This window comes from Pyxidicoccus fallax, from assembly GCF_012933655.1.
In the GTDB taxonomy this organism is placed as follows: Bacteria; Myxococcota; Myxococcia; order Myxococcales; family Myxococcaceae; genus Myxococcus; species Myxococcus fallax.
The window spans coordinates 1-21,252 of sequence record NZ_JABBJJ010000054.1; the positions used below are offsets into that span (position 1 = coordinate 1).

The following is a 21,252-nucleotide window of genomic DNA, read 5'->3' on the forward strand; positions in this document are numbered from 1 at the left end:
CGCCCGCCCCCCGCCGCCCTCCTTCGACCTGCCGCAGCTCGCGGTGCATGCCTTGTGGTGGGTGTGGTTCCCCACCTTCATCCTGAGCTGGGACACCCTGGGGCTGGCGGGGCGCGTGGGGATGGCGGTGCTGGGCTGGGCGGTGCTGTTCTGGAACTACGCCGTCCTGCACAACCACATGCACGTCTCCATTGCCCGCCCCCGGGTGGCGCATTGGGTGGTGTCGCGGACGCTGGGCATGGCCTGTGGCTTCCCCTACCGGGGCTACTACATCCACCACTTCAACCATCACCGGTACAACGACGGCCCGGGGGACTGGGGCCAGCGGCGCCCGCGCGAGGGGGCCATCCGCTATTGCCTGCGCTCGGCGCTGTCGCCCTGGTTCTGGCCCTTCGAGGCGGTGCCCCAGGTGTGGCGCCAGGCATCCAAGCGCAACCAGCGGCGGGAGCTGGTGCTCGACTTCCTCTTCGTGGACGGCACGCTGCTGGCGCTCGTCCTCTGGCGTCCGGCGCTGGGGCTGACGTGGTGGGCGGTGCTGCTGGTGGGGCAGGTGTGCATCCTCTGGCTCAACGTGGCGGCCCACTTCGAGACGGACTCCACCCAGCGTGACGCGCTGGGCAATACGTCCACCTCGCGCCTGTACAACCTCTTCTTCTTCAACGCCGGCTACCACCAGGCGCACCACCTGAAGCCCCAGCTCCCCTGGTACGAGCTGCCGGAGGTCACCCGGGAGCTCGCCGCGTCGTCCCTGGTACGTCCTGCCCTCATCACCCCACTTGCACCCATCAATCCCTACTGGGTGGCTCGCGTGGTGAAGCGCTATTCTGCCGAGCCGTGCGATCGGCAGCCGGAGTCGACGATTACGTCAGGGACCCCCTCGGCCGTTACCTAGTCGGGGAGGGCTTCCTCCATTGGTACGCCTCGGCGGACCTGTGCGGCTTCATCCTCTGGGGCCGCCCCGGTGAGGCCCAGGTGCGCCGGCTCGTGCAGGTGCTGGACGTGGAGCTGGCGCCCGCCAAGCCCCATGCCTCGCTGGTGGACGCACGCCGCCTGGAGGCCGCGGACCCGTCCGCCTTCGCGGTGCTGGTGAAGTACATGCAGCCGCGGGAGAAGGACTTCAGCACCTCCGTGCTGAAGCAGGCCCTGCTGCGTCCGGAGGGCGTCGTCGGCGCGGTGGTGGGCGGCTTCTACACGCTCCTGTCCGGGGCCTACCCCAGCCGCGCCTTCTCGGACCCGGCGCAGGCGCTGGAGTGGCTGGGCCAGCCGGACACCGTCGCGGGGCCGCTGCTGTCGAAGCTGAATGATTTGGTGGCGGAGGCCACCGGCCAGTCCCCGTTGCTGCGCGAGCTGCACCAGGTGATGAAGGGCAAGCTGCCGGAGGTGAACCTGTCGGACGTGGCCCGGGAGATGGGCATGTCCGAGCGGACGCTGCAGCGGCGGCTGAAGGAGGCGGGCACGTCGTTCCAGGCGGAGCTGAACGCCGTGCAGGTGCGCATGGCGCAGTCGCTGCTGATGGAGACGGACATGAAGCTCACCGCCGTGGCGGTGGAGGTGGGCTGCGCCTCGCTCCAGCACTTCAGCAGCCTCTTCCGGAAGATGATGGGCGAGTCCCCCAGCGCGTGGCGTGACAGGCAGCTGGGCAAGACGCCCTTGGAGCCCGAGGCCGGGGAGAACGGCCACGCTCGCGCCGAGGAGGAAGACGCGGCGGTGCCCGCCCGCGCCGCGGCTTCCCGGGTGGAGGCGTCCTCCCAGGACGGCGCCGCGGCGGCGGCCGTCACGGATACCGATACACCACGGTAGGCGTGGGCACGGCTTCCGGCGCCGCCGAGGCCGAGCCCACCTCCACGAGGTGGCCCCGCACGACGGCCTCCGCGCTGGGGAAGTAGAGCCGGAACCTGGATGGGGTGGGCGTCACGCCGCGCTGCGAGCCGACAGTCCCGGCAGCCGGAGGATGAAGCGCGCCCCACCCTCCGGGACATTCTCCGCGGCCAGCGTGCCCCCGGCGCGCGCCAGGTACTCGCGGCACAGCGCCAATCCCAGTCCGGTGCCCTTGCCGGGTGGCTTGGTGGTGAAGAAGGGCTCGAAGAGGCGCGGCAGCACGGCCTCGGGAATGCCCGGGCCGTTGTCCTCCACGTCCAGCCGCACGCCCTCGGGCATGGCGCGCGCGCGCAGGACGATGCGCGCCGGGCGCTGGGGCGCGGCCGTCTCCAGCGCGTCCGCCGCGTTGAGCAGCAGGTTCACCAGCACCTGCACGAGGTGGCGCTGGCTGACGCGCACCCGGGGCAGCGCCGGGGCCACCTCGGCCACCACCTCGCCCAGGCTGCGCAGCCGCACCGACGCCAGCCGCTGGGCCTCGCCCATCGCCTCCTCCACCGTGCAGGACTCCTCGGCCTCCACGGTGGTGTCGCGCGAGAAGCGGCGCAGGTCCGTGACAATCTGCTGGATGCGCAGCACGCCCTGCTGCGTCTCGTCCAGCACGCGCCGCAGCTCCTCCACGTCCGGCGCCGCCTCGCGCAGCTCCTCCTGCAGGAAGCCCAGGTTGGACTTCACGTAGGCCAGCGGGTTGTTCACCTCGTGGGCCACGCCCGCGGCCAGCTTGCCCACCACCGCCAGCCGCTCCATCTCCGCGCGGTTTCGCTCGGACTGGGCGCGCAGCCGCTCGCTCTCCGTCAGCCGCTGGAGCGCCTCCACGCGCTCGCGGTCCGCCTCGCGCTCCGCGTCGCGCAGGCGGCGGTAGGTGCGGCCCCCGTAGACGGAGATCCACGCCACGAAGGCGAAGGAGCACGCCTGCGACAGCGCCACCTGGGCGGGCGCGCCGGACCACCAACACGTCAGCAGCACGGACAGGAGCGTCAGCACGCAGGCCACCAGCGTGGGCAGCCGGAGCCCGGGCGTGAAGACGGCGATGATGAGCGGCACCGCGTAGAGCCCCGGGAAGAACGGGCTGTGCACGCCGCCGGAGAAGCGGATGTCCACCAGGAGCCCGACGAGCGCCAGGACGGCCGCGAACGAACTGGCCGCGTACGCACGCATCCACCGGGCGCCCACCACCACGCCCATCACCACGAGGGAGAGGCTCCAGGCGAAGTGGGTGACGAGCACCTCGGGAATCACGCTCCCGAGCATCAGCGGGTGCGTGACACCGGACAGCAGCACGCCCACCGCGCACAGCAGGTAGTTGCGCCGCCGCAGCCGCAGGTGGCCCTCGAGCTCGGTGGACGGCGGCGGGGAGGAAACGTCCGGGCGCAAGACGGGCTCCTGGAGACGCGCGGGCGACGCGCCTTCGTCTTCAACGAGTCTCTGAGGTGTGGCGTCGCAGGCGGCGGGCCTTGCCCAACCGCTCGGCGCCTCGGGTCCCCCGTTTCTGCGACACCTTCGCACTCGGGGGCAAGATGGGGTCCGGACAGACCGCGCGCAGCCTGCACGTCCGGCACTCGGCCCCGCTCCACACCGCCTCGTACAGGGCCGTCACCCGGTCGATGACGTCGAAGTCCTCGGTGACGAAGCCCAGCTCGAAATTGCGCGCCGTGTCACCCTTCGCGCCCAGCCCCGCGCCGGTGAGGTTGGCGCTGCCCAGGTAGGCCCACGCCCCGTCCACCACCACCGCCTTGAAGTGCACGCGCGGGCACACCTTCAGCCCCAGCCCTCCGGCGACCAGCCGCGCCCGCGCGTCGAACGCGGCGCGGAAGGGGCGGCTCGGCAGCTCCGCGTGAAGCAGCCGCAGCGCCACGCCTCGTGCCGCCAGCCCGTCCAGCACCTCCACCAGCGGGACGAAGCGGCCCTTCTGCTCCACGTACATCGCCTTCACGTTGGCCGTGGCCATCCACACCGACTCGCGCGCGTGGAGCAGCTTCTCCAGCACCACCTCCCGGTACAGCTCGCTGCCCGACAGGAGCTCCGCTTCGATGGGACGCATGGCGCCAGCTTCCCACACCTCCATACAGGCAGCCAGCCGCCACCCTCCCCCTTTGGAATCCATCAAATGACCGAAAGTCACTTGACGGCCGGCTGGCAGCCTCCTACACCTGACTCATGGTCAGCAACACGGCGGCGAAGCGGGCCCTGCCCCAGCGGGCGCGGAAGGACGAGGACAAGGAGGCGCGGCGGCGCTTCATCCTCGACGAGGCACTGAAGCTCTACGAGTCCACCTCGTACGGCGACGTGAAGATGGCGGACGTGGCGGAGCGGGCGGCGCTGGCGAAGGGGACGGTGTTCCTCTACTTCCCCACCAAGGAGGCGCTGTTCCTCACCCTGCTGGAGGACCTGCTCTTCGCGTGGTTCGCGAAGCTGGAGGGGCTCCTGGCGCAGGACGCCGGTGAGTGGACGGGCCCCCGGATGGCGCGCACGGTGGCGGAGTCGCTGGAGGGCGAGGAGTCGCTGACGCGTCTGTTGACGCTCCTGCAGACGGTGCTGGAGCAGAACGTCACGGTGGAGCAGGTGCGGCGCTTCAAGGAGCGGCTGCTGGAGGCGCAGCTGCGCCTGGGCGCCACGGTGGAAGCGCGGCTCCCCTTCCTGAGGCCCGGCGAGGGCCCCCGCTTCCTCGTGCACCTGCACGTGCTGGTGACGGGCCTGCGGCAGATGGCGGACGTGGCGCCGGTGACGCGCGAGGTGCTGGCGCTGCCGCACATGGCCCCGCTGAAGGTGGACTTCACCGCCGAGCTGACCGCCACCCTCGTCATCCTTTTGCGCGGCCTCGAGGCCCGCTGAAGCTTCTTCTCGTCCCACACCCCTGTTCCCACCCTGTATCCGGAGCGCTCCCATGCTTGAAGCCGTTTCCTCTCCCAAGCAGCCCACGGCCGACGTCGCGCGCATCCGCGCCGCGTTCGAGGCCCAGAAGGCGAACCGCTGGACGATGTCGCGCACCACCGCCGCCGAGCGCATCGCCCGGCTGAAGCGGCTGCGCGAGGCCATCCTCGCCCGGCGCGCGGAGCTGGCGGACGCCATCCACAAGGACTTCCGCAAGCCCGCCATGGAGGTGGAGCTGACGGAGGTGCACCCCACGCTGGAGGAGCTGAACCACACGGTGAAGCACCTCAAGTCGTGGATGAAGCCCACGCGCGTGGGCACGCCCATGCTGCTGGCGGGCTCGTCCAGCCACGTGCGCTACGAGGCGCGCGGCGTGGTGCTCGTGCTGTCGCCGTGGAACTACCCCTTCCAGCTCCTCATGGCGCCGCTCGTCGCCGCCATCGCCGCGGGCAACACCGTCATCTGCAAGCCCAGCGAGAAGACGCCGAACACCTCGCGCTTCCTCGCGCGGCTGGTGAAGGACGTGTTCCCGGAGAACGAGGTGGCCCTGTTCGAGGGCGGCGCGGAGGTGGCGGAGGCGCTCCTGGAGCTGCCCTTCGACCACATCTTCTTCACCGGCAACCCACGCATCGGCCGCAAGGTGATGGAGGCCGCGGCGCGCCACCTGGCCAGCGTGACGCTGGAGCTGGGCGGCAAGTCGCCCGTCATCATCGACGAGACGGCGGACATCACCGCCGCCGCCGAGCAGCTCGCCTGGGGCAAGTTCATCAACGGCGGCCAGACGTGCGTGGCGCCGGACTACGTCTTCGTCCACGCGTCCAAGGAGCGCGCCTTCCTGGACGCGCTGAAGGGCGTCATCGCCCGCTTCTACGGTGAGACGGACACGGAGCGGCAGGCGAGCCCGGACCTCACGCGGATGGTGGACCCGGTGGCCTGGCGGCGGGTGAAGGACCTGGTCGACCGCACGGTGGCCGCGGGGGCGACGCTGGAGACGGGCGGGCAGGGGGACGAGCCCTCGCGCTACATCGCGCCCACCGTGCTGTCCGGCGTGACGGCGAAGATGCCCATCATGGAGGGCGAAATCTTCGGCCCGGTGCTGCCGGTGATGACGTACCAGAAGCGCGAGGACGTCTACGCGCACATCCAGGCGGGCGAGAAGCCGCTGGCGCTCTACGTCTTCAGCCAGGACAAGGCGGCGGTGCGCGAGGTGTTCGAGCACACGACCTCCGGCGGGGCCGTGGTGAACAACGTCATCATCCACGTGGCCAACCCCAACCTGCCGTTCGGCGGGGTGGGCATGAGTGGCCTGGGCAACTACCACGGCGTCTACGGCTTCCGGACCTTCAGCCACGAGCGGGCGGTGACGGTTCAGTGGATGAAGTCGCTGGCTGCGGTGTTCTTCCCGCCGTATCGCGGAAAGGCCCAGGAATGGGCCTCCCGCGCCACCCGGCTGTTGGAGTAGGCAAGACGGCCGGTTCGGGCGGTGTTCTCGTAGGGTGAGGGCGCACCGTCGGGAGGAGCCGGTCCATGCACGTCGTGAAGCGGGTCGAGGAGCTGATTCCAGCGGGCGTACAGGAGGCGTTCGACCGCCTCCAGGCGCGCCGCTGGGACGTGGCGCGGCGCGACGCGAAGGAGCGGCTGGCCCGGCTGGAGAAGCTCCAGCAGCTCATCCTCGCGCGGCGCGAGGCGCTGGCGGACGCCATCCACCAGGACTTCCGCAAGCCGCGCGCCGAGGTGGAGGCCACCGAGGTGATGCCGGTGCTGCAGGAGCTGGCGTACATCCGCAAGCACCTGAAGGCCTGGATGAAGCCCCGGAAGGTGACGACGCCGCTGATGCTCGCCGGCACCTCCAGCCACGTGCGCTACGAGCCCCGGGGCGTGGTGCTCGTCATGGCGCCGTGGAACTACCCCTTCAACCTGCTGGTGTCGCCGCTGGTGGCGGCGGTGGCCGCGGGCAACACCGTGCTGTGCAAGCCGAGCGAGAAGACGCCGAACACGGCGCGCTTCCTCGCGGAGCTGATTCGCGACGCGTTCCCCGACGACGAGGTGGCGCTGGTGGAGGGCGGCCCCGAGGTGGGCGACGCGCTCTTGCGGCTGCCGTTCGACCACATCTTCTTCACCGGCGGCCCGCGCGTGGGGCGGCGGGTGATGGAGGCCGCGGCGAAGCACCTCACGAGCGTGACGCTGGAATTGGGCGGCAAGTCGCCGGTCATCGTGGACGCGACGGCGGACGTGACGACCACGGCCGAGCGCGTGGTGTGGGGCAAGTTCCTCAACGCGGGGCAGACGTGCATCGCCCCGGACCATGTCTGGGTGCACGCGTCGAAGGAGGAGGCGCTGCTCGCGGCGATGCGGGAGGCGCTGGAGCGCTTCTATGGCCGGTCCGAGGAGGCGCGGCGCGCGAGCCTGGACTTCTGCCGGCTGGTGGATGACGCGGCCTTCAAGCGGGTGCGCGGGTTGATGGACCGCGCGGTGACGGAGGGAGCGCGGGTGGTGGTGGGCGGCGGGGTGGACGCGGAGACGCGCTACATCGCGCCCACGGTGCTCGCGGACGTGACGCCGGAGTCGCCCATCATGGAGGAGGAGATTTTCGGTCCGGTGCTCCCGGTGCTCCGCTACGAGTCACTCGACGAGGTGGTGGGACACGTGCGCGCGGAGGGCAAGCCGCTGGCGCTCTACGTGTTCAGCCAGGACGAGGCGACGGTGGAGCGGGTGCTGCGCGAGACGAGCGCGGGCGGCACGTGCATCAACACGGTGGTGCTGCACAACGCGAACCCACACCTGCCCTTCGGCGGCGTGGGGCAGAGCGGCCTGGGCGCGTACCACGGTGAGACGGGCTTCCGGACGTTCAGCCACGAGCGCGCGGTGCTGCGCCAGGGGCGCACGTCGCTGGCGCACCTGTTCTTCCCGCCGTACACGGGCAAGGCGCAGAAGCTGGCGCGGCTGGCGAGCCGGCTGTTCGAGTAGGCCCGAGACACCCGCCGGGACAGGCCGGCGGGCGCGGGACTTCCCGGCGCCTACGGAATGATGGGGCAGCGGGTCCCCGCCATGCACTGCCATTGGCAGTCCGGGACTCCGCACGGGTAGCAGCACCTGGAGCCCGTCGGGCACGTGCCCTGGGTCTCCCCACAGGTGTACGCGAGCCCCGTGACTTCCGGGCGGGCCACCTCCTCGGACACCGCTGGCTCCTCCGGAGTCGCCGTGCCGCCCTCCTCCTCCAGGGGACCCCCGCACGCGGCGGTGAACAGCATGCCCAGCAGCACGAACGCACCCCGCACCGAGACAAATCGCGACTGAATCATGTCGAGCTCCCTGAGACCGAGTCGCCAGCCCTGTTGCCGGCGACCGCGCATCTTCCCGCTTCGGTTTCACGGTTGCATTTCGCGGCGCGACACCGCGCCACCAGAACGGAATATGAAATGCTTCCCGTTCGGGGCCGTACAGCCCGAGCGGACCCTTTTCGCGGGAGTCCTCACGGTGAGCCGGACATGACCGACACGCGCCTGCCCTCGCCCACCACGGAGGTGGCATTCCTATCGCGGCTGCCCACCGTGCTGCGCCCGCATCGCAACCTGCTCACCTACTACGTCCTCACGTCACTGATGGCGGGGCCTGGCTTCCCCATCGTGCTGCTCGTCCTCTTCTTCCGGTTCCAGACGCTGCGCTACGAGCTGGACGCGGAGGGCATCACCGTCCGCTGGGGCATCCTCTTCCGCCGCGAGGTGTCCCTCACCTACGCGCGCATCCAGGACATCCACCTGTCCAGCAACGTCGTCGAGCGCTGGCTCGGGCTGGCGAAGGTGCAGGTGCAGACGGCGAGCGGCAACGCGCAGGCGGAAATCACCATCGAGGGCATCCAGGCCTTCGAGGCGATGAGGGACTTCCTCTACTCGAAGATGCGGGGGAGCCGGGACCGACCCGCCGCCGCGCGGACACCTCTTTCTGGTGGAGAGGACGCGCTCGCGGCCACGCTGCGCGAGGTCGCCGCGGAGGTGCGTGCGCTGCGGCTCGGCCTGGATGCGGGCGTTTCGGCTCCAGCTCCGGAGAAGAAGGATGACTGACGTCCCGCACGCCTGGCTGTTGCGCCTGTTGAAGGTTCCCCCCGCGCCCCGGCTTCCCTCGGGACACGAGGGCCGCGTCTTCCGCTCGGCGCCGGCCTTCCGGCGCTACCAGCTGCTCCGCTGGGGCGTGCAGCAGCTCGGCGTGGCGGCGGGCCTGGTGGCGGGCGCGCTGTTCTTGCGGGAATTCATCTTCCACGTGGACTACCCGCTGTCCCATGCAATCGCGTGGGTGCTGGAAGGGCTCGCATTGCTGGGCTTCCTGGTGCAGCTGCCCGTGGGATTCCTCGTCACACGGCTCGACTACGCGTTCCGCTGGTACATCCTGTCCGACCGGAGCCTGCGCGTACGCGAGGGCCTCGTCTCCCTCCAGGAGAAGACGATGACCTTCGCCAACATCCAGCAGGTGTCCATCCAGCAGAACCCGATTCAGCGCCTCTTCGGCATCGCGGACGTGAAGGTGGAGACGGCGGGAGGCGGCGGCTCCGGCGGCTCGAAGGGCGGGGAGGCCCACCGCGAGCACCTGCACGAGGCGTACTTCCGCGGGGTGGACAACGCCGCGGAGATTCGCGACGTCATCCTCGCCCGCGTGCGGCTGCACCGCGATACGGGCCTGGGGGAGCACGCTCCGGAGGAACCCGTCGAGCCCGCCGGAACATCCACCGCCGCGCTGGAGGCCGCCACGGAGTTGCTTACCGAGATGCGGGCACTCCGAGGAGCGATGCCGCCGCGCCAGCCCCGGTAGCCCTCATCTCGGGCTGGAGTCCGTACCACGCGAAAGATCGACGCCCGGGCACCCTGCCCTCGCGTCCCGCACCGGGCGAGGCCCCAGGAACCCGCTTCCGGCGACCGGATATCGCGTCCTCTGGCCGCGGACCGGAGAGGTTCCGGCAAGGCCGTGCGGAATGGAGCTTCCGTTCCGCGCGGCGACCGAGCGGCTCGGTAGACCAGGGGAGCCGGAGGTCCCAGCGGCCCCGTGCGGAATGGAGCTTCCGTTCCGCGTTGGAGCCAAGGGGCTCGGTAAGCCAGGGAAGCCGGAGGTCCCGGCGGCCCGGTGCGGAATGGAGCTTCCGTTCCACGAGGCGGCCGAGGGACTCGGTAGGCCAGGAAAGCCGGAGACCCCGGCAGGGCCGTGCGGAATGGAGCTTCCGTTCCGGGCAGGGCCTGACATGGCGTGCTCCCTCTGACTTCGGGCATTCCGAACACGCAGCAGCCACCGCTGCCCGCCACAGCAGAGCCGAGATGGCTCCGCCGCAGGGCCCATTCGCGTCTTGGAATCAGAAGAGAGCGGGAACCGAATAGGGCGGCCAGCGGTCCTTCCACGGGCGCGCCTGTTCGAGCTGGTACGCGAGCCCCAGGAGCAGCGCATCCGAGCCTGGCGCGGCCGCGAAGTGCGTGCCGATGGGAACACCGCCATCCGGGAAGTGCAGCGGCACGGACATCGCCGGGCTGCCCGCGATATTGCAAAGCGGCGCGTAGCCGTTGATGCGCGCCGTGCGGCGGACCAGTTCCTCGCGTCCGAGCACCGGCGACAGGTGCCCGATGCTCCACCGCTCGGAGGCCACTGTCGGCGTGAGCACCACGTCGTAGCCGCGCGTCGCCTCCTGATAGGCGCGCACCGCTCGCGCGAAGGTGGTGCGAGCCTGAGGCAGCGCGTCGGGTCCCCGCGCGAGGAAGTCCTCCACCAGCACCCAGGTGAACGGCTCCAGCTCATCGCGCTGCACGGGCTCGTCGCGCGTCCGGTCCACCGTGTCGACGATGCCGGCGACAGCCGCACCCGCGACGAGGAAGAACGCCTCGCCCAGCGCGAGGCTGTCGAACCCGGGTGGCGCGACGTCCTCTACCTCGTGGCCCAGGTCCCGGAGCAGCGTCACCGTTTCCTCGTGAGCGCGGCGCACCGCGGGCTCCGGCTCCCCGCCCATCATCGTGCGCGTCCACGTCGCGATCCGCAGCCGGCGTGCAATCGGTTCGCGCACGAAGCCGATGGGCGTCCCGCCCGAGCGGTCCTCCGTCAGCGACAGGAACAGCGCGCTGTCGCGCACCGAGCGGCTGATGCAGTGGTCGCTCGTCATGTCCCCGAAGTCCGAGGTGCCGAAGCTCGCCGGCACCGTGCGCCCTCGGCTGGGCTTGAAGCCGAAGACCCCGCACGCCGACGCGGGGACGCGGATGGAGCCGCCGCCGTCATTGGCGTGCGCGAGCGGAACGAGTCCCGCGGCCACGGCCGCCGCACTGCCGCCGGACGAGCCTCCGGCGGAGCAGGAGAGATTCCAGGGGTTGTGCGTCACGCCTTCGAGCAGCGTCTCGGTGCCGCAGAGCAGGCCGAACTCCGACGTCGCGCTCTTCCCGACGCACACGAGTCCCGACTCCTCGAGCCGCCGCCCATAGGGCGTCTGCCGCTGGGCGACGTTGCCCGCATACAGCCGCGAGCCCATGGACCAGCGCAGCCCCGGCCATGCCATGGCGTCCTTCACCAGGAACGGCACGCCGGAGAATAGGCCCCTGCTGGCGGGCTCGGGACGCTCGCGCGCGACGGTGACGGCCGCCCGCAGCAGCGGGTTCAGCGCGTCGATGCGCGCCAGGCACGCTTCGAACAACTCCTCCGCCGATACCTCTCCCCGGGCACACAGCTCCGCTTGCGCGATGCCGTCGAGACGGGCCAGGGACGCCAGTTCTGTCATGGGCCTCTTCCTACCGCGCCCTTCACCCGTGGTCTCGCGCCGAAGCGCGGTCCTGGCCGCTCCCTCGACAGCGACCTCCGAGGCTCGCGGGCCTCGGAGGAACTACGAACACCCGGCTCAGTTCCGCAGGCCGGGGGCCTCGTGGCCCGTGCGCGCCACGTACTCCGTGTAGCCGCCGCCGTACTGGTGGATGCCCTCGGGCGTCAGCTCCAGCACGCGGTTGGACAGCGCACCGAGGAAGTGCCGGTCGTGCGAGACGAACAGCATCGTGCCCTCGTACCGGGACAGCGCGGTGATGAGCATCTCCTTCGTCGCCATGTCCAGGTGGTTGGTGGGCTCGTCCAGCACGAGGAAGTTCGGCGGGTCATAGAGCATCTTCGCCATGACCAGTCGGGCCTTCTCGCCACCGGACAGCACGCGGCACTTCTTCTCCACCTCGTCGCCGGAGAAGCCGAAGCAGCCGGCCAGCGCGCGCAGCGAGCCCTGCCCGGCGCGGGGGAACGCGTCCTCCAGCGACTGGAACACCGTCCGCTCGCCGTCCAAGAGGTCCATGGCGTGCTGCGCGAAGTAGCCCATCTTCACGCTGCCGCCGAGCGCCACCGTGCCCTCGTCCGGCTGCGTGGAGCCCGTCACCAGCTTCAGCAGCGTGGACTTGCCCGCGCCGTTGACGCCCATGACACACCAGCGCTCCGTGCGGCGCACCAGGAAGTCCAGCCCGTCGTAGATGGTCCGCTTGCCGTACGCCTTGCACACGTTCTTCAGGCTGACCACGTCCTCGCCCGAGCGCGGCGCCGGCTGGAACTCGAACATCACCGTCTGGCGGCGCTTGGGCGGCTCCACGCGCTCAATCTTCTCCAGCTTCTTCACGCGGCTCTGCACCTGCGCGGCGTGCGAGGCGCGGGCCTTGAACCGCTCGATGAACTTCAGCTCCTTGGCGAGCATGGCCTGCTGGCGCTCGAACTGCGCCTGCTGCTGCTTCTCGTTCATCGCCCGCTGCTGCTCGTAGAAGTCGTAGTTGCCCGTGTACGTGTTCAGCGAGCCGGCGTCGATTTCGATGACCTTGTTCACGATGCGGTTCATGAACTCGCGGTCGTGCGAGGTCATCAGCAGCGCGCCCTCGTAGCCCTTGAGGAACTCCTCCAGCCAGATGAGGCTCTCCAGGTCCAGGTGGTTGCTGGGCTCGTCGAGCAGCATCGCGTCCGGGCGCATCAGGAGGATGCGGGCCAGCGCCACGCGCATCTTCCAACCGCCGGACAGCGCGCCCACGTCGCCGTCCATCATCTCCTGGCTGAAGCCCAGGCCCGCGAGGATTTCCCGCGCGCGGCCCTCCAGGGCGTAGCCGCCCAGCTCCTCGAAGCGCCCCTGCACCACGCCGTAGCGCTCGACGAGCTTCTCCATGTTGTCCGACTGGTCCGGATCGCCCATGGCGGCCTCGAGCGCCTTCAGCTCGGCGGCCACGGTGCTGACGGGGCCGGCGCCGTCCATCACCTCGGAGGCGGCGCTGCGGCCCTTCATCTCGCCCACGTCCTGGCTGAAGTAGCCGATGGTGACGCCACGGTCGACGGCGACCTGGCCCTCGTCCGGCTGCTCCTGGCCCGTAATCATCCGGAACAGCGTCGTCTTGCCGGCGCCGTTGGGACCCACGAGGCCGACCTTCTCCCCCTTGTGGAGCGCCGCGGAGGCCTCGATGAAGAGAATCTGCTGGCCGTTCTGCTTGCCGATGTTGTCGAGACGAATCATGTGCGTTCGAGGGAGCCCGGATGCGGTTGCGGCGCCCTTATGCCATGGGAGGCGCCCCGTGAAGAGTGTTCCGAACCCCCGGGCGAGGAATTCCCTTTCCGGGGGCAGGCGGCCGGACGGGCTCCCGGTGACATGCCCGAGGCGCGTACCAGGCCCGGGCTTCGATGGACTCTCCACATTCCCAGGGGCGGCGGGTCCCCGGGCCGCGCCGCGTGTCGTAGAGTGACCGACGTGCTGACCGTCGACCCGCATCCGTCCCTGGACGCCCTGGCCTTCACCACCGTGTTTCCCGCGCCGCTGGGCTCGCTGCCCTCGCCGGACTGGCTGGTGGCCCTGCTCAAGCCCGGCGCCTCGGCGCCCCTGTCCAGCGACGATGCCGTGCGCGGCACCGTGCGCGACATGCTCCGCCACGGCGGCTACAAGCCCACCGGACGCGGCAAGCCCGCCTCCGAGTACCTCGTGCGCGCGTCGGGCGACGGCTCGCTCGGCTCCATCAACACCGCCGTGGATGCCTGCAACGCCGTGTCCCTGCACAGCGGCCTGCCCATCAGCGTGGTGGACCTGGACCGCGCGAAGGCGCCCTTCCGCATCGGCATCGCCCCGGCGGGCTCGCAGTACGTCTTCAACGCGTCCGGGCAGAGCATCGACCTGGAAGGGCTGCTGTGCCTCTTCGACGCGGAGGGCCCCTGCGCCAACGCCGTGAAGGACGCGCAGCGCACGAAGACGAACGCGGAGACGCGGCGCACGCTCACCGTGCTGTGGGGCGCCAAGGGCCTGGGGGACCGCACCGCTCGCGCCTTCGCGTGGTACCGCGAACTGCTGGAGCGCGCGGGCGCCACCGTGGAGCGGCTCTCCTGAGCACCCCGGACCTGGCGCTGCTCCTCGCGGACGGCGCGCGAGCCCTCTCCTCCGCGTGGGGACGGCCCGTGCTGCTGTCCGAGCCCCAGGTCCTTCGCTCCTCTTCCCGCTGCGATGTCCTGCGCGCCCGGGTGCGCGGCGGGGATGTGCCCTCGGTCGTGCTGAAGCACTTCCGGGACGACCCGGTGCTCGGGCTGGACGAGTGGGCCGGGCTGGAGCTGCTCGGCCGCGTCAGCCTCGCCGTGGCGCCGGGGCTCATCGCCGGGGATGTGGAATCCCGCCTGCTCGTCCTGGAAGACCTGGGTACCGGCCCCAGCCTGGGGGAGCTCTTCAACGACACGGACGTGCGCGCCGCCACCAGCGCACTGCTCGCGGTGGCGCGCCTCACCGGACTGATGCATGCGCGCACCCTGGGCGTGCAGGCGGACTTCGACTTCCTCCGGCATGGGCTGAGCCCGCGCCCCAGCCGCGTGCGCATCGACAACGCGCGCTACCTGCTGGACCACGAGGACCGGCTGAGCCGCTGGGTGCGCGCGGCCGGCGCGACGGAGGCTCCGGGCACACACGAGGACCTGGAGGTGCTCGCGCGCGAGCTGGCCGACCCGGGCCCGTTCCTCGCCTTCACCCATGGGGACATGGCGCCGGCGAACACGCTGTTCACCTTTGGCGGGCCGCGGCTGCTCGACTTCGAGTACTGCGGGATGCGGCACGCGCTGTACGACGCGCTGATGTGGCTGCTGGTGGTGCCCCTGCCCGACGAGCTCATCTCCCGCGCGGAGGTGACGTACCGCCTCGCGCTCGCCGAGGGCTGCGCCGCGGCGCAGGTGGAGTCGGCATGGGCCCGCGCCCGCGCCACCGTGGTCGCCGCGCGCACGGTGAACCTGTTCCAGTGGATTCCCCCGAAGACCTTGGAGCGGGACAGGGAGTGGGCCCCGGGCTTCTCCGAGCGCGCCGCGCTGCTGCGCCACCTGGCGCGCTGCCGGGCCGTGCTGGAGTTGTTCAACCCCGTGCCCTCGCTGGCGCGCACGCTTGCGTCACTGGAGGAGCGGCTCTCGGAGCGATGGGCGGAGGCCCCCTCGTTCATGTGGCCCGCGTTCCGGTAGACCGCGCCCGTCGCCTGCTCCAGGCAGGGGGCCAGGCCCCCGGCCGGGCCTCCGTGGAAGGAACGTTCGTTCCACGGCCCGCCCATGAAACGCGGTCGCGCGGCGCGTATCCCAGAAGACGCTGATTCACCTGCCGCAACCCACGGGTTGCTCTGTCCCAAGTACATGCCGCTCTTCATCCTGTTGACCCTGGTCATGGCGCTCGGGCTGGGCACGGCTGCCCTTGCTGCTCGCAATCAGGCCGTCTTCCAGGCGCCCACGACCATCGAGGCGCCGCGCTCCGCCGACGTCCTGAGCACTCCCATCCGCTACGCCGCCCTCGGTGCCTCCGACACGGTGGGCGTGGGCAGCCGTACGCCCTCGCGTGAGAACTGGACCGCGCGCATCAACGCGGCGCTGCCCGGTGACACCGTGTATGACCGCTTCGCCCGCAGTGGCATCACCCTGGGAGATGCGACGGGCGTCGAACTGCCCCGCGCCATCGCCTTCAAGCCCACGCTGGTGACGATGTGGCTGTCGGTGAACGACGCCCTCCGCCCCGTGCCGCTGGCGACCTACCAGCAGTCGCTCCACGCCACGCTGGAGCGGCTGCTGCGCGAGACGGATGCACGGGTGGCGCTGCTCAACGTTCCGGACCTCGCCACGCTCGCTGGCTCCCATGCCACGGCCGAGATGCGCGCGAGGCTGCGCGAGCAGGTCCGTGCGTGGAACGACGCCATCGCCACCACGGCCCGCGCCTTCGGTCCGCGCGTCCTCGTGGTGGACCTGCTGCCCGCCTCCCGCGAGCTGGCCGAGCACGCCGAGTGGATTTCCTCCGACGGCTTCCACCCGAGCCCGGCGGGCTACCAGAAGCTGGCCGACGTCACGCTCGAGGCGATGCGCCGCGCCGGGTGGCTGCCGCCCGCGGACTCCCGGCCCCTGAACTGATGTCCGAGACGCCGAGGGCAGCAGCGCGGCTCATCGGCGCGCCGCCCTCGTGGCCTCCCCGCTCGGCCAGCACCAGACCCCGACGCTGAAGGCGGTACGGCGCGCCGGGCGTTCCGCTCCGGCCACCGCCCTACTTCATCCACCGCGCGCGAATCTTGCCGTCGACGACCTCGACGGCCATCCAGTCATCGGCGAAGGCGGCGGAGCAATCGCACCGGACCTCGCGCAGGTACTCGCGAACCACGCGAAGCTTGTACCCGCGCGGCGTCTTCAGGACGGCCACGGGGTTGTCCTTCGTCTGCCCGAGGCTCTGCTTCACGTCGAGCACCTTCCCCGTCGCCGCGTCGATGAGCGCCACGCCCACGTGCTCGTAGCCGGGCCGGTCGTCCTTCATGAAGAACACCAGCGCCCGCCGCGCGTCCACCGCGAAGGCGGAGACTCCACTGTTCGGAGTCGTCGTGCCGGCGACCCGGCAGATGGACTCCCCATTCGCCAGGTTCGAGATGGAGCCGTACCAGTCCGGCTCCATCGGCAGCTCGCTCTTCGCCCCAGTCGGCGTCTCCACGAAGACGCGCATGTCGTCCTCGGGGCACTCGCCCGAGGCGGAGTCGAAGCTCACCGAGAACGCGTGCGTCCCGAGCTGGCACTCCAACCGGAAGTCACAGTCGGGAGGCGCGGGCTCGGAAGCCTCCGCCGCGAATCCGCCTCCCGCCAGCGCCACGCCCAGCATCACCGCCCCCCACTTCCGGCCGTCCTTCATGAATGCGAGTCCTCTCCCGGGATGACCCGCCCACTGTACCCTCACCGGTCCGCGGCGTAGACCGCGTCGCGAATCGCGTAGGGGAAGGCGCCCCACATGCCCTCGAACGTGGTGTTGGTGAGCGCCACCACCGTGAGCCGCTGCTTCGGGTCCACGAACCAGTGATGGCCGTAGGCGCCCATCCACTCGAACGTCCCGGGCGACTGCGGGCTCTTCGCCTTCGCCGGGTCCACGAGCACACCCGCGCCGAAGCCGAAGCCCCAGCCCGGGCCCATGCTCTCCGCCTGCGGGCCGACCTGGTCACGCATCATCTGCTCCACCATGGACGTCGACAGCACCGGCGCGCCGCCGGTCCGGAGTGCCTCCAGGAACTTCAGGAAGTCACCCGCCGTGCCCACCATGCCCGCTCCGCCCGACGGGAAGGAGCGCGTGTCGAAGACGCGGCCGGGCGCGAAGGTCGTACCCCCGGGCTCGTTGGGGATGAAGTGGCTCTCACCCATGCGCACCGGCTCCGGCTTGCCATCCGCGTAGGGCGTCGCGAGCCGGGCGGCGTCCTTCACCGTGAAGCCCGTCTCCGACAGCCCCAACGGCCGGGTGACGAGCCGCTCGACCACCTTCGGGAGCGGCGCCCCACCCGCGCGGGCGACGACCTCGCCAAGCACATCGGTGGCCATCGAATACCCCCAGCGCCTCCCCGGTGCGTACGTCAGCGGCACCGAGCCGAGGCGGCGGAGGTTCTCCTGCATCGACAGGCCCGGCTGGTCCAGGCCAGTGGAGACCCGGGCTCGGTGATACGGGCCGTCCTTCGGCTCCAGGAAGTCGTAGGTCAGGCCCGCGGTGTGCGTCAGGAGCTGGCGTACGGTGATGACGGGCTCGCTGCCATCCGGCAGCTTGGGCCGGAAGGTCGGAATCCACTTCGTGACGGGGTCTTCCAGGCCGAGCTTCTTCTGCTCGATGAGCGCCAGCGCGGCGGCGGAGACGGGCGTCTTGGACAGGGAGGCCAGGCGGAACAGCGTGTCCTCTCGCATGGGCCGCTTCGCCTCGCGGTCCGCGAAGCCGGCGGCGCGCCGGTAGATGACCTTTCCATCCCGGGCGACGAGGACGACGGTGCCGACGATGCGCTTCTCCGCGAGCGCGCGGTCGATGACCGAATCCAGGCGTGCCGGGAGGGACTGCGTCGGGGTGGCTTCGGGACTGGCGGGGGCGAGTCCCAGACTGGCGGCCACCAGCAGGGTGGCGAGGACTGAGTGCATTGGCGGTGCTCCTGTGGTGTATCGCGACCGCGCCGGATGTAACGGGCCAGCCCTTGCCCGGCACCCCATGATTTCGTGGAGCCCCCATGCGAAACCGTATGGGCCGCCCGGCGGTTCAACGACGAGGTCGAGCAACAGTGGATTGGGACGACTTGAGAATCGCGCTCGCCGTGGCGCGGCAGGGCTCGCTGAGCGCGGCGGCTCGGGCACTCGGGACGACGCAGCCCACGGTGGGCCGGCGGCTGGAGGCCTTCGAGCGCCGAATCGGCGTGAAGCTGTTCGAGCGCGACGCCCGTGGGCTCACGCCGACGCCGCTCTGCGCCGGCCTGCTAGAAGGGCTGGAGCGCATGGACGAAGGCGCCCTCACGGTGGAGCGTCGCATCGCGGCGCGCGACACCGGCCTCCAGGGGAGCATCACGGTGACGAGCCTCGACTGGTTCGGGGACTTCGTGCTGGCGCCCATCCTGACGAGGTTTGGCGCGCGGCACCCGTTGGTCACGCTGACGCTCATCAACGACGACCGCCGCTTCAACCTGTCACGCCGCGAGGCCGACCTCGCCTTCCGCCCCGGATCGTTCGACGAAGAGGGCCTCATCGAGCGCAAGGTGGCCGAGGTGTCCTATGGCCTCTATGCCTCGCCCGCGTACCTGGAGCGGTTCGGTCCTCCGGACTTCGCCTCGGGCTGTGCCGGTCAGCCCATCGTCGCGTTGCAGGAGCGGTCCCCCCGGTCACCGTTGGTCCGGTGGCTGCGTGGCCTCGCGCCCGAGGCAAGAGGGGTCCTGCACACCAACAGCATCTGGTCACAGCTCGCGGCCGCCGAATCCGGCGAGGTGATGGCCGCCCTGCCTCGCGTCCTCGGTGACCGCCGGCCGACGCTCCGGCGCATCGACACGCTGAAGGCCGGGCTGGTGCTGCCCATCAAGCTCGGCGTGCACGCGGACATGCGGGAGACGCCACGCGTGCGCGCTTTCATCGATTTCGCCGTGAGCGAACTCAAACTGCGCGCCGTGGAGCTGAAGCCGGACTGAGCCATGACGCGGCGGGGCCGACCGGCGAGGACCTGACGGGCCCACACGGAATGGAGGTTCCATTCCAGGTGGAGCGCACCGAGCCGAGGCCGGGCAGCCTCCACGCGGAATGGCCATTCCGTTCCGGAGGGTGGCAGCTCGCTGAGGCGACCGGCTACACGGAATGGAGGTTCCATTCCAGGTGGAGCGCACCGAGCCGAGGCCGGGCAGCCCCCACGCGGAATGGCCATTCCGTTCCGGAGGGTGGCAGCTCGCTGAGGCGACCGGCTCACACGGAATGGACGTTCCATTCCAAGCGGGGGCGCACCGAGGGCTGGCCTACGCCCCCCTTCCTGTTCATGCGAATCGAGGTGGCTCCGCGCGGCAGGACTCCTCCGCGTCCTGGGGGAGCCGCGTTACTGGATGTACGGCGTGAGCGCCTTCAGCCAGACGACCACCGCCGCGGCGCCGGCATCCGGTACTCCGAGCGCGCGCTCTCCCAGGTAGCTCGCACGGCCCAGGCGCGGCTGCATGCGCGAGGTCGCATCCGCGCCCTGCTCCGCCTCGCGGACACACGCGGCCCAGGCGTCAGCCGGAGACTGTCCCGCCTTCACGGCCCCGGCGAACGCATCCGCCGCCGGCTTCAGCGCGTCCAGCATCGTCCGGTCGCCAGGACGCGCGCCGCCCAGCTCGGACACCGCGTCCACCGCGAGGCTGAACGCCTCCGCCCACGCGGCGGCATCCGTCTTCCCCTCCGACAGCCGGCGCGCCGCGCGCAGCAGCGCCGTGGCGTAGAACGGCCCCGAGCTGCCACCAATCGCCCGGCGCAGCGCCCCGCCCATCGCCGTCAGCGCGCGCGACGGGCTCGTCCACGAGGACTCCGGCAGCGCGCGAATCGCCTCGGCGCCACGCACGAGGCTGATGCCCAGGTCTCCGTCCCCCGCCGCGCTGTCCAGCGCCGTCAGCCGCGACTCCGCCACATCCAGCGCGGTGGCCACCGCCAGAACCGCCTTCTTGAAGTGGTCCATCCCCGGCCGCGCCTCACCCGCCTCCACCGGCTTCGCCTGCGCGACCGACACGGTGCGCGGAGCCCGCTGCTCGGCCACCCGGCCCGCGCCCGGCCACGCCGGCGCGGTGGTCGCCGCGTCGAGCCACGCCAGCCGCGCGTCATCCACCTTCAGTAGCGACAGCGAGCAACCCGGCATCTCCAGCGCGGACAGGAACGTCCCGCTCCACGCCCGCTCCACGCGCACGCCCGCCCCGCGCAGCACCGCCAGCGCCCGCCGCGTGACGATGGCCAGCTCCATGGGCGGCGTGCCCCCGAGCCCGTTCACCAGCAGCACCACCCGGTCTCCCGAGTTGATGCGCCGGTCCTCCACAATCGTGGTCAGCAGCGTGTCCACCAGCGCGTCCGCCGGCTGCATCGGCACGCGCCGCACGCCCTGCTCGCCGTGGATGCCCAGGCCCAGCTCCAGCTCGTCCTCGCCCAGCGTGAAGCCCGGCCGCCCCGCCGCCGGCACCGTGCACGGCCCCAGCGCCACACCCATGGTGCCCAGCGCCGCCGCCGCCGCGGCCGCCTGCCGCGCCACCTCCGCCAGCGGCGCGCCCGACGCGGCCAGTGCCCCCGCCACCTTGTGCACCAGCACCGTGCCCGCGATGCCCCGCCGCCGCGCGGGCTCCACCGTGTCGTGCAGGGCCACGTCGTCCGCCACCACCACCGTCTCCACCGGAATGCCCTCCGCGCGCGCCAGCTCCGCGGCGAGCCCGAAGTTCAGCCGGTCCCCCGTGTAGTTCTTCACCACCAGGAGCGCGCCCGCCGGCCCCGCCACCGCGCGGATGGCGGCCAGCACCGCGTCGGTGCTCGGCGAGGTGAACACGTCCCCCGCCACCGCCGCGTCCAGCATTCCCGCGCCCACGTAGCCCGCGTGCGCCGGCTCATGCCCGCTGCCGCCTCCGGAGATGACGGCCACCTTGCGCTGCCCGGCGTCCGCCGGAGTGTCCGCGCGCACCACCACCGTCTCCTCCTCCAGCAGCGCCTGCCCCGGAGCGAGCGCGACGAATCCTTCGAGCATCTCGCGCACCACGGCGCGGGGCGAGTTGACGAGCTTCTTCACGGTGGCGT

Annotated in this window: 19 protein-coding genes; 11 read left to right on the top strand and 8 right to left on the bottom strand. The window is 71.2% G+C overall.

Annotated features, from left to right (window positions below; genetic code table 11):
• Nucleotides 1-892, top strand: an 892-nt coding sequence (locus HG543_RS14270; RefSeq protein WP_169345302.1) for a fatty acid desaturase family protein, incomplete at its 5' end; no start/stop codon positions are given.
• Nucleotides 893-972: 80 nt separating this feature from the next.
• The gene (locus HG543_RS14275; RefSeq protein ID WP_169345342.1) at nt 973-1,800 is read left to right on the top strand and encodes a helix-turn-helix domain-containing protein; all 828 of its coding nucleotides are present in this window, start codon (nt 973-975) and stop codon (nt 1,798-1,800) included.
• 111 nt (nt 1,801-1,911) lie between these two features.
• Here the strand turns inward: HG543_RS14275 and HG543_RS14280 are convergent, their stop codons facing one another.
• Both HG543_RS14280 and HG543_RS14285 read right to left on the bottom strand, forming a co-directional pair.
• Nucleotides 1,912-3,249, bottom strand: a complete 1,338-nt coding sequence (locus HG543_RS14280; protein WP_246357016.1) for a sensor histidine kinase — start codon at nt 3,247-3,249, stop codon at nt 1,912-1,914.
• A 40-nt stretch (nt 3,250-3,289) separates the two neighbouring features.
• Nucleotides 3,290-3,916 (bottom strand): phospholipase D-like domain-containing protein, encoded by a 627-nt coding sequence (locus tag HG543_RS14285; protein WP_169345303.1) that lies wholly within the window; start codon nt 3,914-3,916, stop codon nt 3,290-3,292.
• Between the two features lie 116 nt (nt 3,917-4,032).
• Between HG543_RS14285 and HG543_RS14290 the strand changes: the two genes are divergently transcribed.
• From HG543_RS14290 to HG543_RS14300, 3 genes are all read left to right on the top strand, one after another.
• Nucleotides 4,033-4,707, top strand: a complete 675-nt coding sequence (locus tag HG543_RS14290; RefSeq protein WP_169345304.1) for a TetR/AcrR family transcriptional regulator — start codon at nt 4,033-4,035, stop codon at nt 4,705-4,707.
• Nucleotides 4,708-4,759: 52 nt separating this feature from the next.
• Nucleotides 4,760-6,208, top strand: coding sequence for an aldehyde dehydrogenase family protein (locus HG543_RS14295; RefSeq protein WP_169345305.1), 1,449 nt, complete (start codon nt 4,760-4,762; stop codon nt 6,206-6,208).
• 65 nt (nt 6,209-6,273) lie between these two features.
• Nucleotides 6,274-7,713: an aldehyde dehydrogenase family protein gene (locus HG543_RS14300; RefSeq protein ID WP_169345306.1), complete on the top strand. Its 1,440-nt coding sequence runs from the start codon at nt 6,274-6,276 to the stop codon at nt 7,711-7,713.
• 50 nt (nt 7,714-7,763) lie between these two features.
• Here the strand turns inward: HG543_RS14300 and HG543_RS14305 are convergent, their stop codons facing one another.
• A complete protein-coding gene (locus tag HG543_RS14305) occupies nt 7,764-8,048 on the bottom strand; it encodes a hypothetical protein (RefSeq protein WP_169345307.1) in 285 nt (94 codons plus the stop codon).
• A 186-nt stretch (nt 8,049-8,234) separates the two neighbouring features.
• Between HG543_RS14305 and HG543_RS14310 the strand changes: the two genes are divergently transcribed.
• Nucleotides 8,235-8,807 carry a PH domain-containing protein gene (locus tag HG543_RS14310; protein WP_169345308.1) on the top strand — a complete coding sequence of 191 codons (573 nt, stop codon included), beginning with the start codon at nt 8,235-8,237 and terminating at the stop codon, nt 8,805-8,807.
• Nucleotides 8,800-9,549: a PH domain-containing protein gene (locus HG543_RS14315; RefSeq protein ID WP_169345309.1), complete on the top strand. Its 750-nt coding sequence runs from the start codon at nt 8,800-8,802 to the stop codon at nt 9,547-9,549. Before HG543_RS14310 ends, HG543_RS14315 begins: the two co-directional genes overlap by 8 nt.
• 532 nt (nt 9,550-10,081) lie before the next feature.
• Here HG543_RS14315 and HG543_RS14320 read toward each other — a convergent pair.
• Together HG543_RS14320 and HG543_RS14325 are read right to left on the bottom strand one after the other, a co-directional pair.
• On the bottom strand, nt 10,082-11,482 hold the full coding sequence (locus tag HG543_RS14320) for an amidase (RefSeq protein WP_169345310.1): 1,401 nt from the start codon (nt 11,480-11,482) through the stop codon (nt 10,082-10,084).
• Nucleotides 11,483-11,599: 117 nt separating this feature from the next.
• Nucleotides 11,600-13,222, bottom strand: a complete 1,623-nt coding sequence (locus HG543_RS14325) for an ABC-F family ATP-binding cassette domain-containing protein (protein WP_169345311.1) — start codon at nt 13,220-13,222, stop codon at nt 11,600-11,602.
• Between the two features lie 231 nt (nt 13,223-13,453).
• On the opposite strand from HG543_RS14325, the gene HG543_RS14330 reads away from it, so the two are divergent.
• The 3 genes from HG543_RS14330 (at nt 13,454) to HG543_RS14340 (ending at nt 16,110) form a co-directional block, all read left to right on the top strand.
• Nucleotides 13,454-14,080, top strand: coding sequence for a phenylalanine--tRNA ligase beta subunit-related protein (locus HG543_RS14330; protein WP_169345312.1), 627 nt, complete (start codon nt 13,454-13,456; stop codon nt 14,078-14,080).
• A 68-nt stretch (nt 14,081-14,148) separates the two neighbouring features.
• Nucleotides 14,149-15,183, top strand: a complete 1,035-nt coding sequence (locus HG543_RS14335) for a phosphotransferase (RefSeq protein WP_169345313.1) — start codon at nt 14,149-14,151, stop codon at nt 15,181-15,183.
• A 165-nt stretch (nt 15,184-15,348) separates the two neighbouring features.
• Nucleotides 15,349-16,110: an SGNH/GDSL hydrolase family protein gene (locus HG543_RS14340; protein ID WP_169345314.1), complete on the top strand. Its 762-nt coding sequence runs from the start codon at nt 15,349-15,351 to the stop codon at nt 16,108-16,110.
• Nucleotides 16,111-16,240: 130 nt separating this feature from the next.
• On the opposite strand, the gene HG543_RS14345 is transcribed toward HG543_RS14340, so the two are convergent.
• Both HG543_RS14345 and HG543_RS14350 read right to left on the bottom strand, forming a co-directional pair.
• Nucleotides 16,241-16,870 (bottom strand): hypothetical protein, encoded by a 630-nt coding sequence (locus HG543_RS14345; protein ID WP_169345315.1) that lies wholly within the window; start codon nt 16,868-16,870, stop codon nt 16,241-16,243.
• A 41-nt stretch (nt 16,871-16,911) separates the two neighbouring features.
• On the bottom strand, nt 16,912-18,123 hold the full coding sequence (locus HG543_RS14350) for a serine hydrolase domain-containing protein (protein ID WP_169345316.1): 1,212 nt from the start codon (nt 18,121-18,123) through the stop codon (nt 16,912-16,914).
• Nucleotides 18,124-18,275: 152 nt separating this feature from the next.
• On the opposite strand from HG543_RS14350, the gene HG543_RS14355 reads away from it, so the two are divergent.
• A complete protein-coding gene (locus tag HG543_RS14355; protein ID WP_169345317.1) occupies nt 18,276-19,151 on the top strand; it encodes a LysR family transcriptional regulator in 876 nt (291 codons plus the stop codon).
• A gap of 395 nt (nt 19,152-19,546) precedes the next feature.
• Here HG543_RS14355 and HG543_RS14360 read toward each other — a convergent pair whose 3' ends face one another.
• On the bottom strand, nt 19,547-21,244 hold the full coding sequence (locus HG543_RS14360) for a dihydroxyacetone kinase family protein (RefSeq protein ID WP_169345318.1): 1,698 nt from the start codon (nt 21,242-21,244) through the stop codon (nt 19,547-19,549).
• Nucleotides 21,245-21,252 lie beyond the last annotated feature (8 nt).

Bases quoted from the DNA above. Each gene is read 5' to 3' on its own strand.
- HG543_RS14285 (WP_169345303.1), bottom strand. From the start codon at position 3,916: ATGCGTCCCATCGAAGCGGAGCTCCTGTCGGGCAGCGAGCTGTACCGG.
- HG543_RS14290 (WP_169345304.1), top strand. From the start codon at position 4,033: ATGGTCAGCAACACGGCGGCGAAGCGGGCCCTGCCCCAGCGGGCGCGG.
- HG543_RS14295 (WP_169345305.1), top strand. From the start codon at position 4,760: ATGCTTGAAGCCGTTTCCTCTCCCAAGCAGCCCACGGCCGACGTCGCG.
- HG543_RS14300 (WP_169345306.1), top strand. From the start codon at position 6,274: ATGCACGTCGTGAAGCGGGTCGAGGAGCTGATTCCAGCGGGCGTACAG.
- HG543_RS14305 (WP_169345307.1), bottom strand. From the start codon at position 8,048: ATGATTCAGTCGCGATTTGTCTCGGTGCGGGGTGCGTTCGTGCTGCTG.
- HG543_RS14310 (WP_169345308.1), top strand. From the start codon at position 8,235: ATGACCGACACGCGCCTGCCCTCGCCCACCACGGAGGTGGCATTCCTA.
- HG543_RS14315 (WP_169345309.1), top strand. From the start codon at position 8,800: ATGACTGACGTCCCGCACGCCTGGCTGTTGCGCCTGTTGAAGGTTCCC.
- HG543_RS14320 (WP_169345310.1), bottom strand. From the start codon at position 11,482: ATGACAGAACTGGCGTCCCTGGCCCGTCTCGACGGCATCGCGCAAGCG.
- HG543_RS14325 (WP_169345311.1), bottom strand. From the start codon at position 13,222: ATGATTCGTCTCGACAACATCGGCAAGCAGAACGGCCAGCAGATTCTC.
- HG543_RS14340 (WP_169345314.1), top strand. From the start codon at position 15,349: ATGCCGCTCTTCATCCTGTTGACCCTGGTCATGGCGCTCGGGCTGGGC.
- HG543_RS14345 (WP_169345315.1), bottom strand. From the start codon at position 16,870: ATGAAGGACGGCCGGAAGTGGGGGGCGGTGATGCTGGGCGTGGCGCTG.
- HG543_RS14350 (WP_169345316.1), bottom strand. From the start codon at position 18,123: ATGCACTCAGTCCTCGCCACCCTGCTGGTGGCCGCCAGTCTGGGACTC.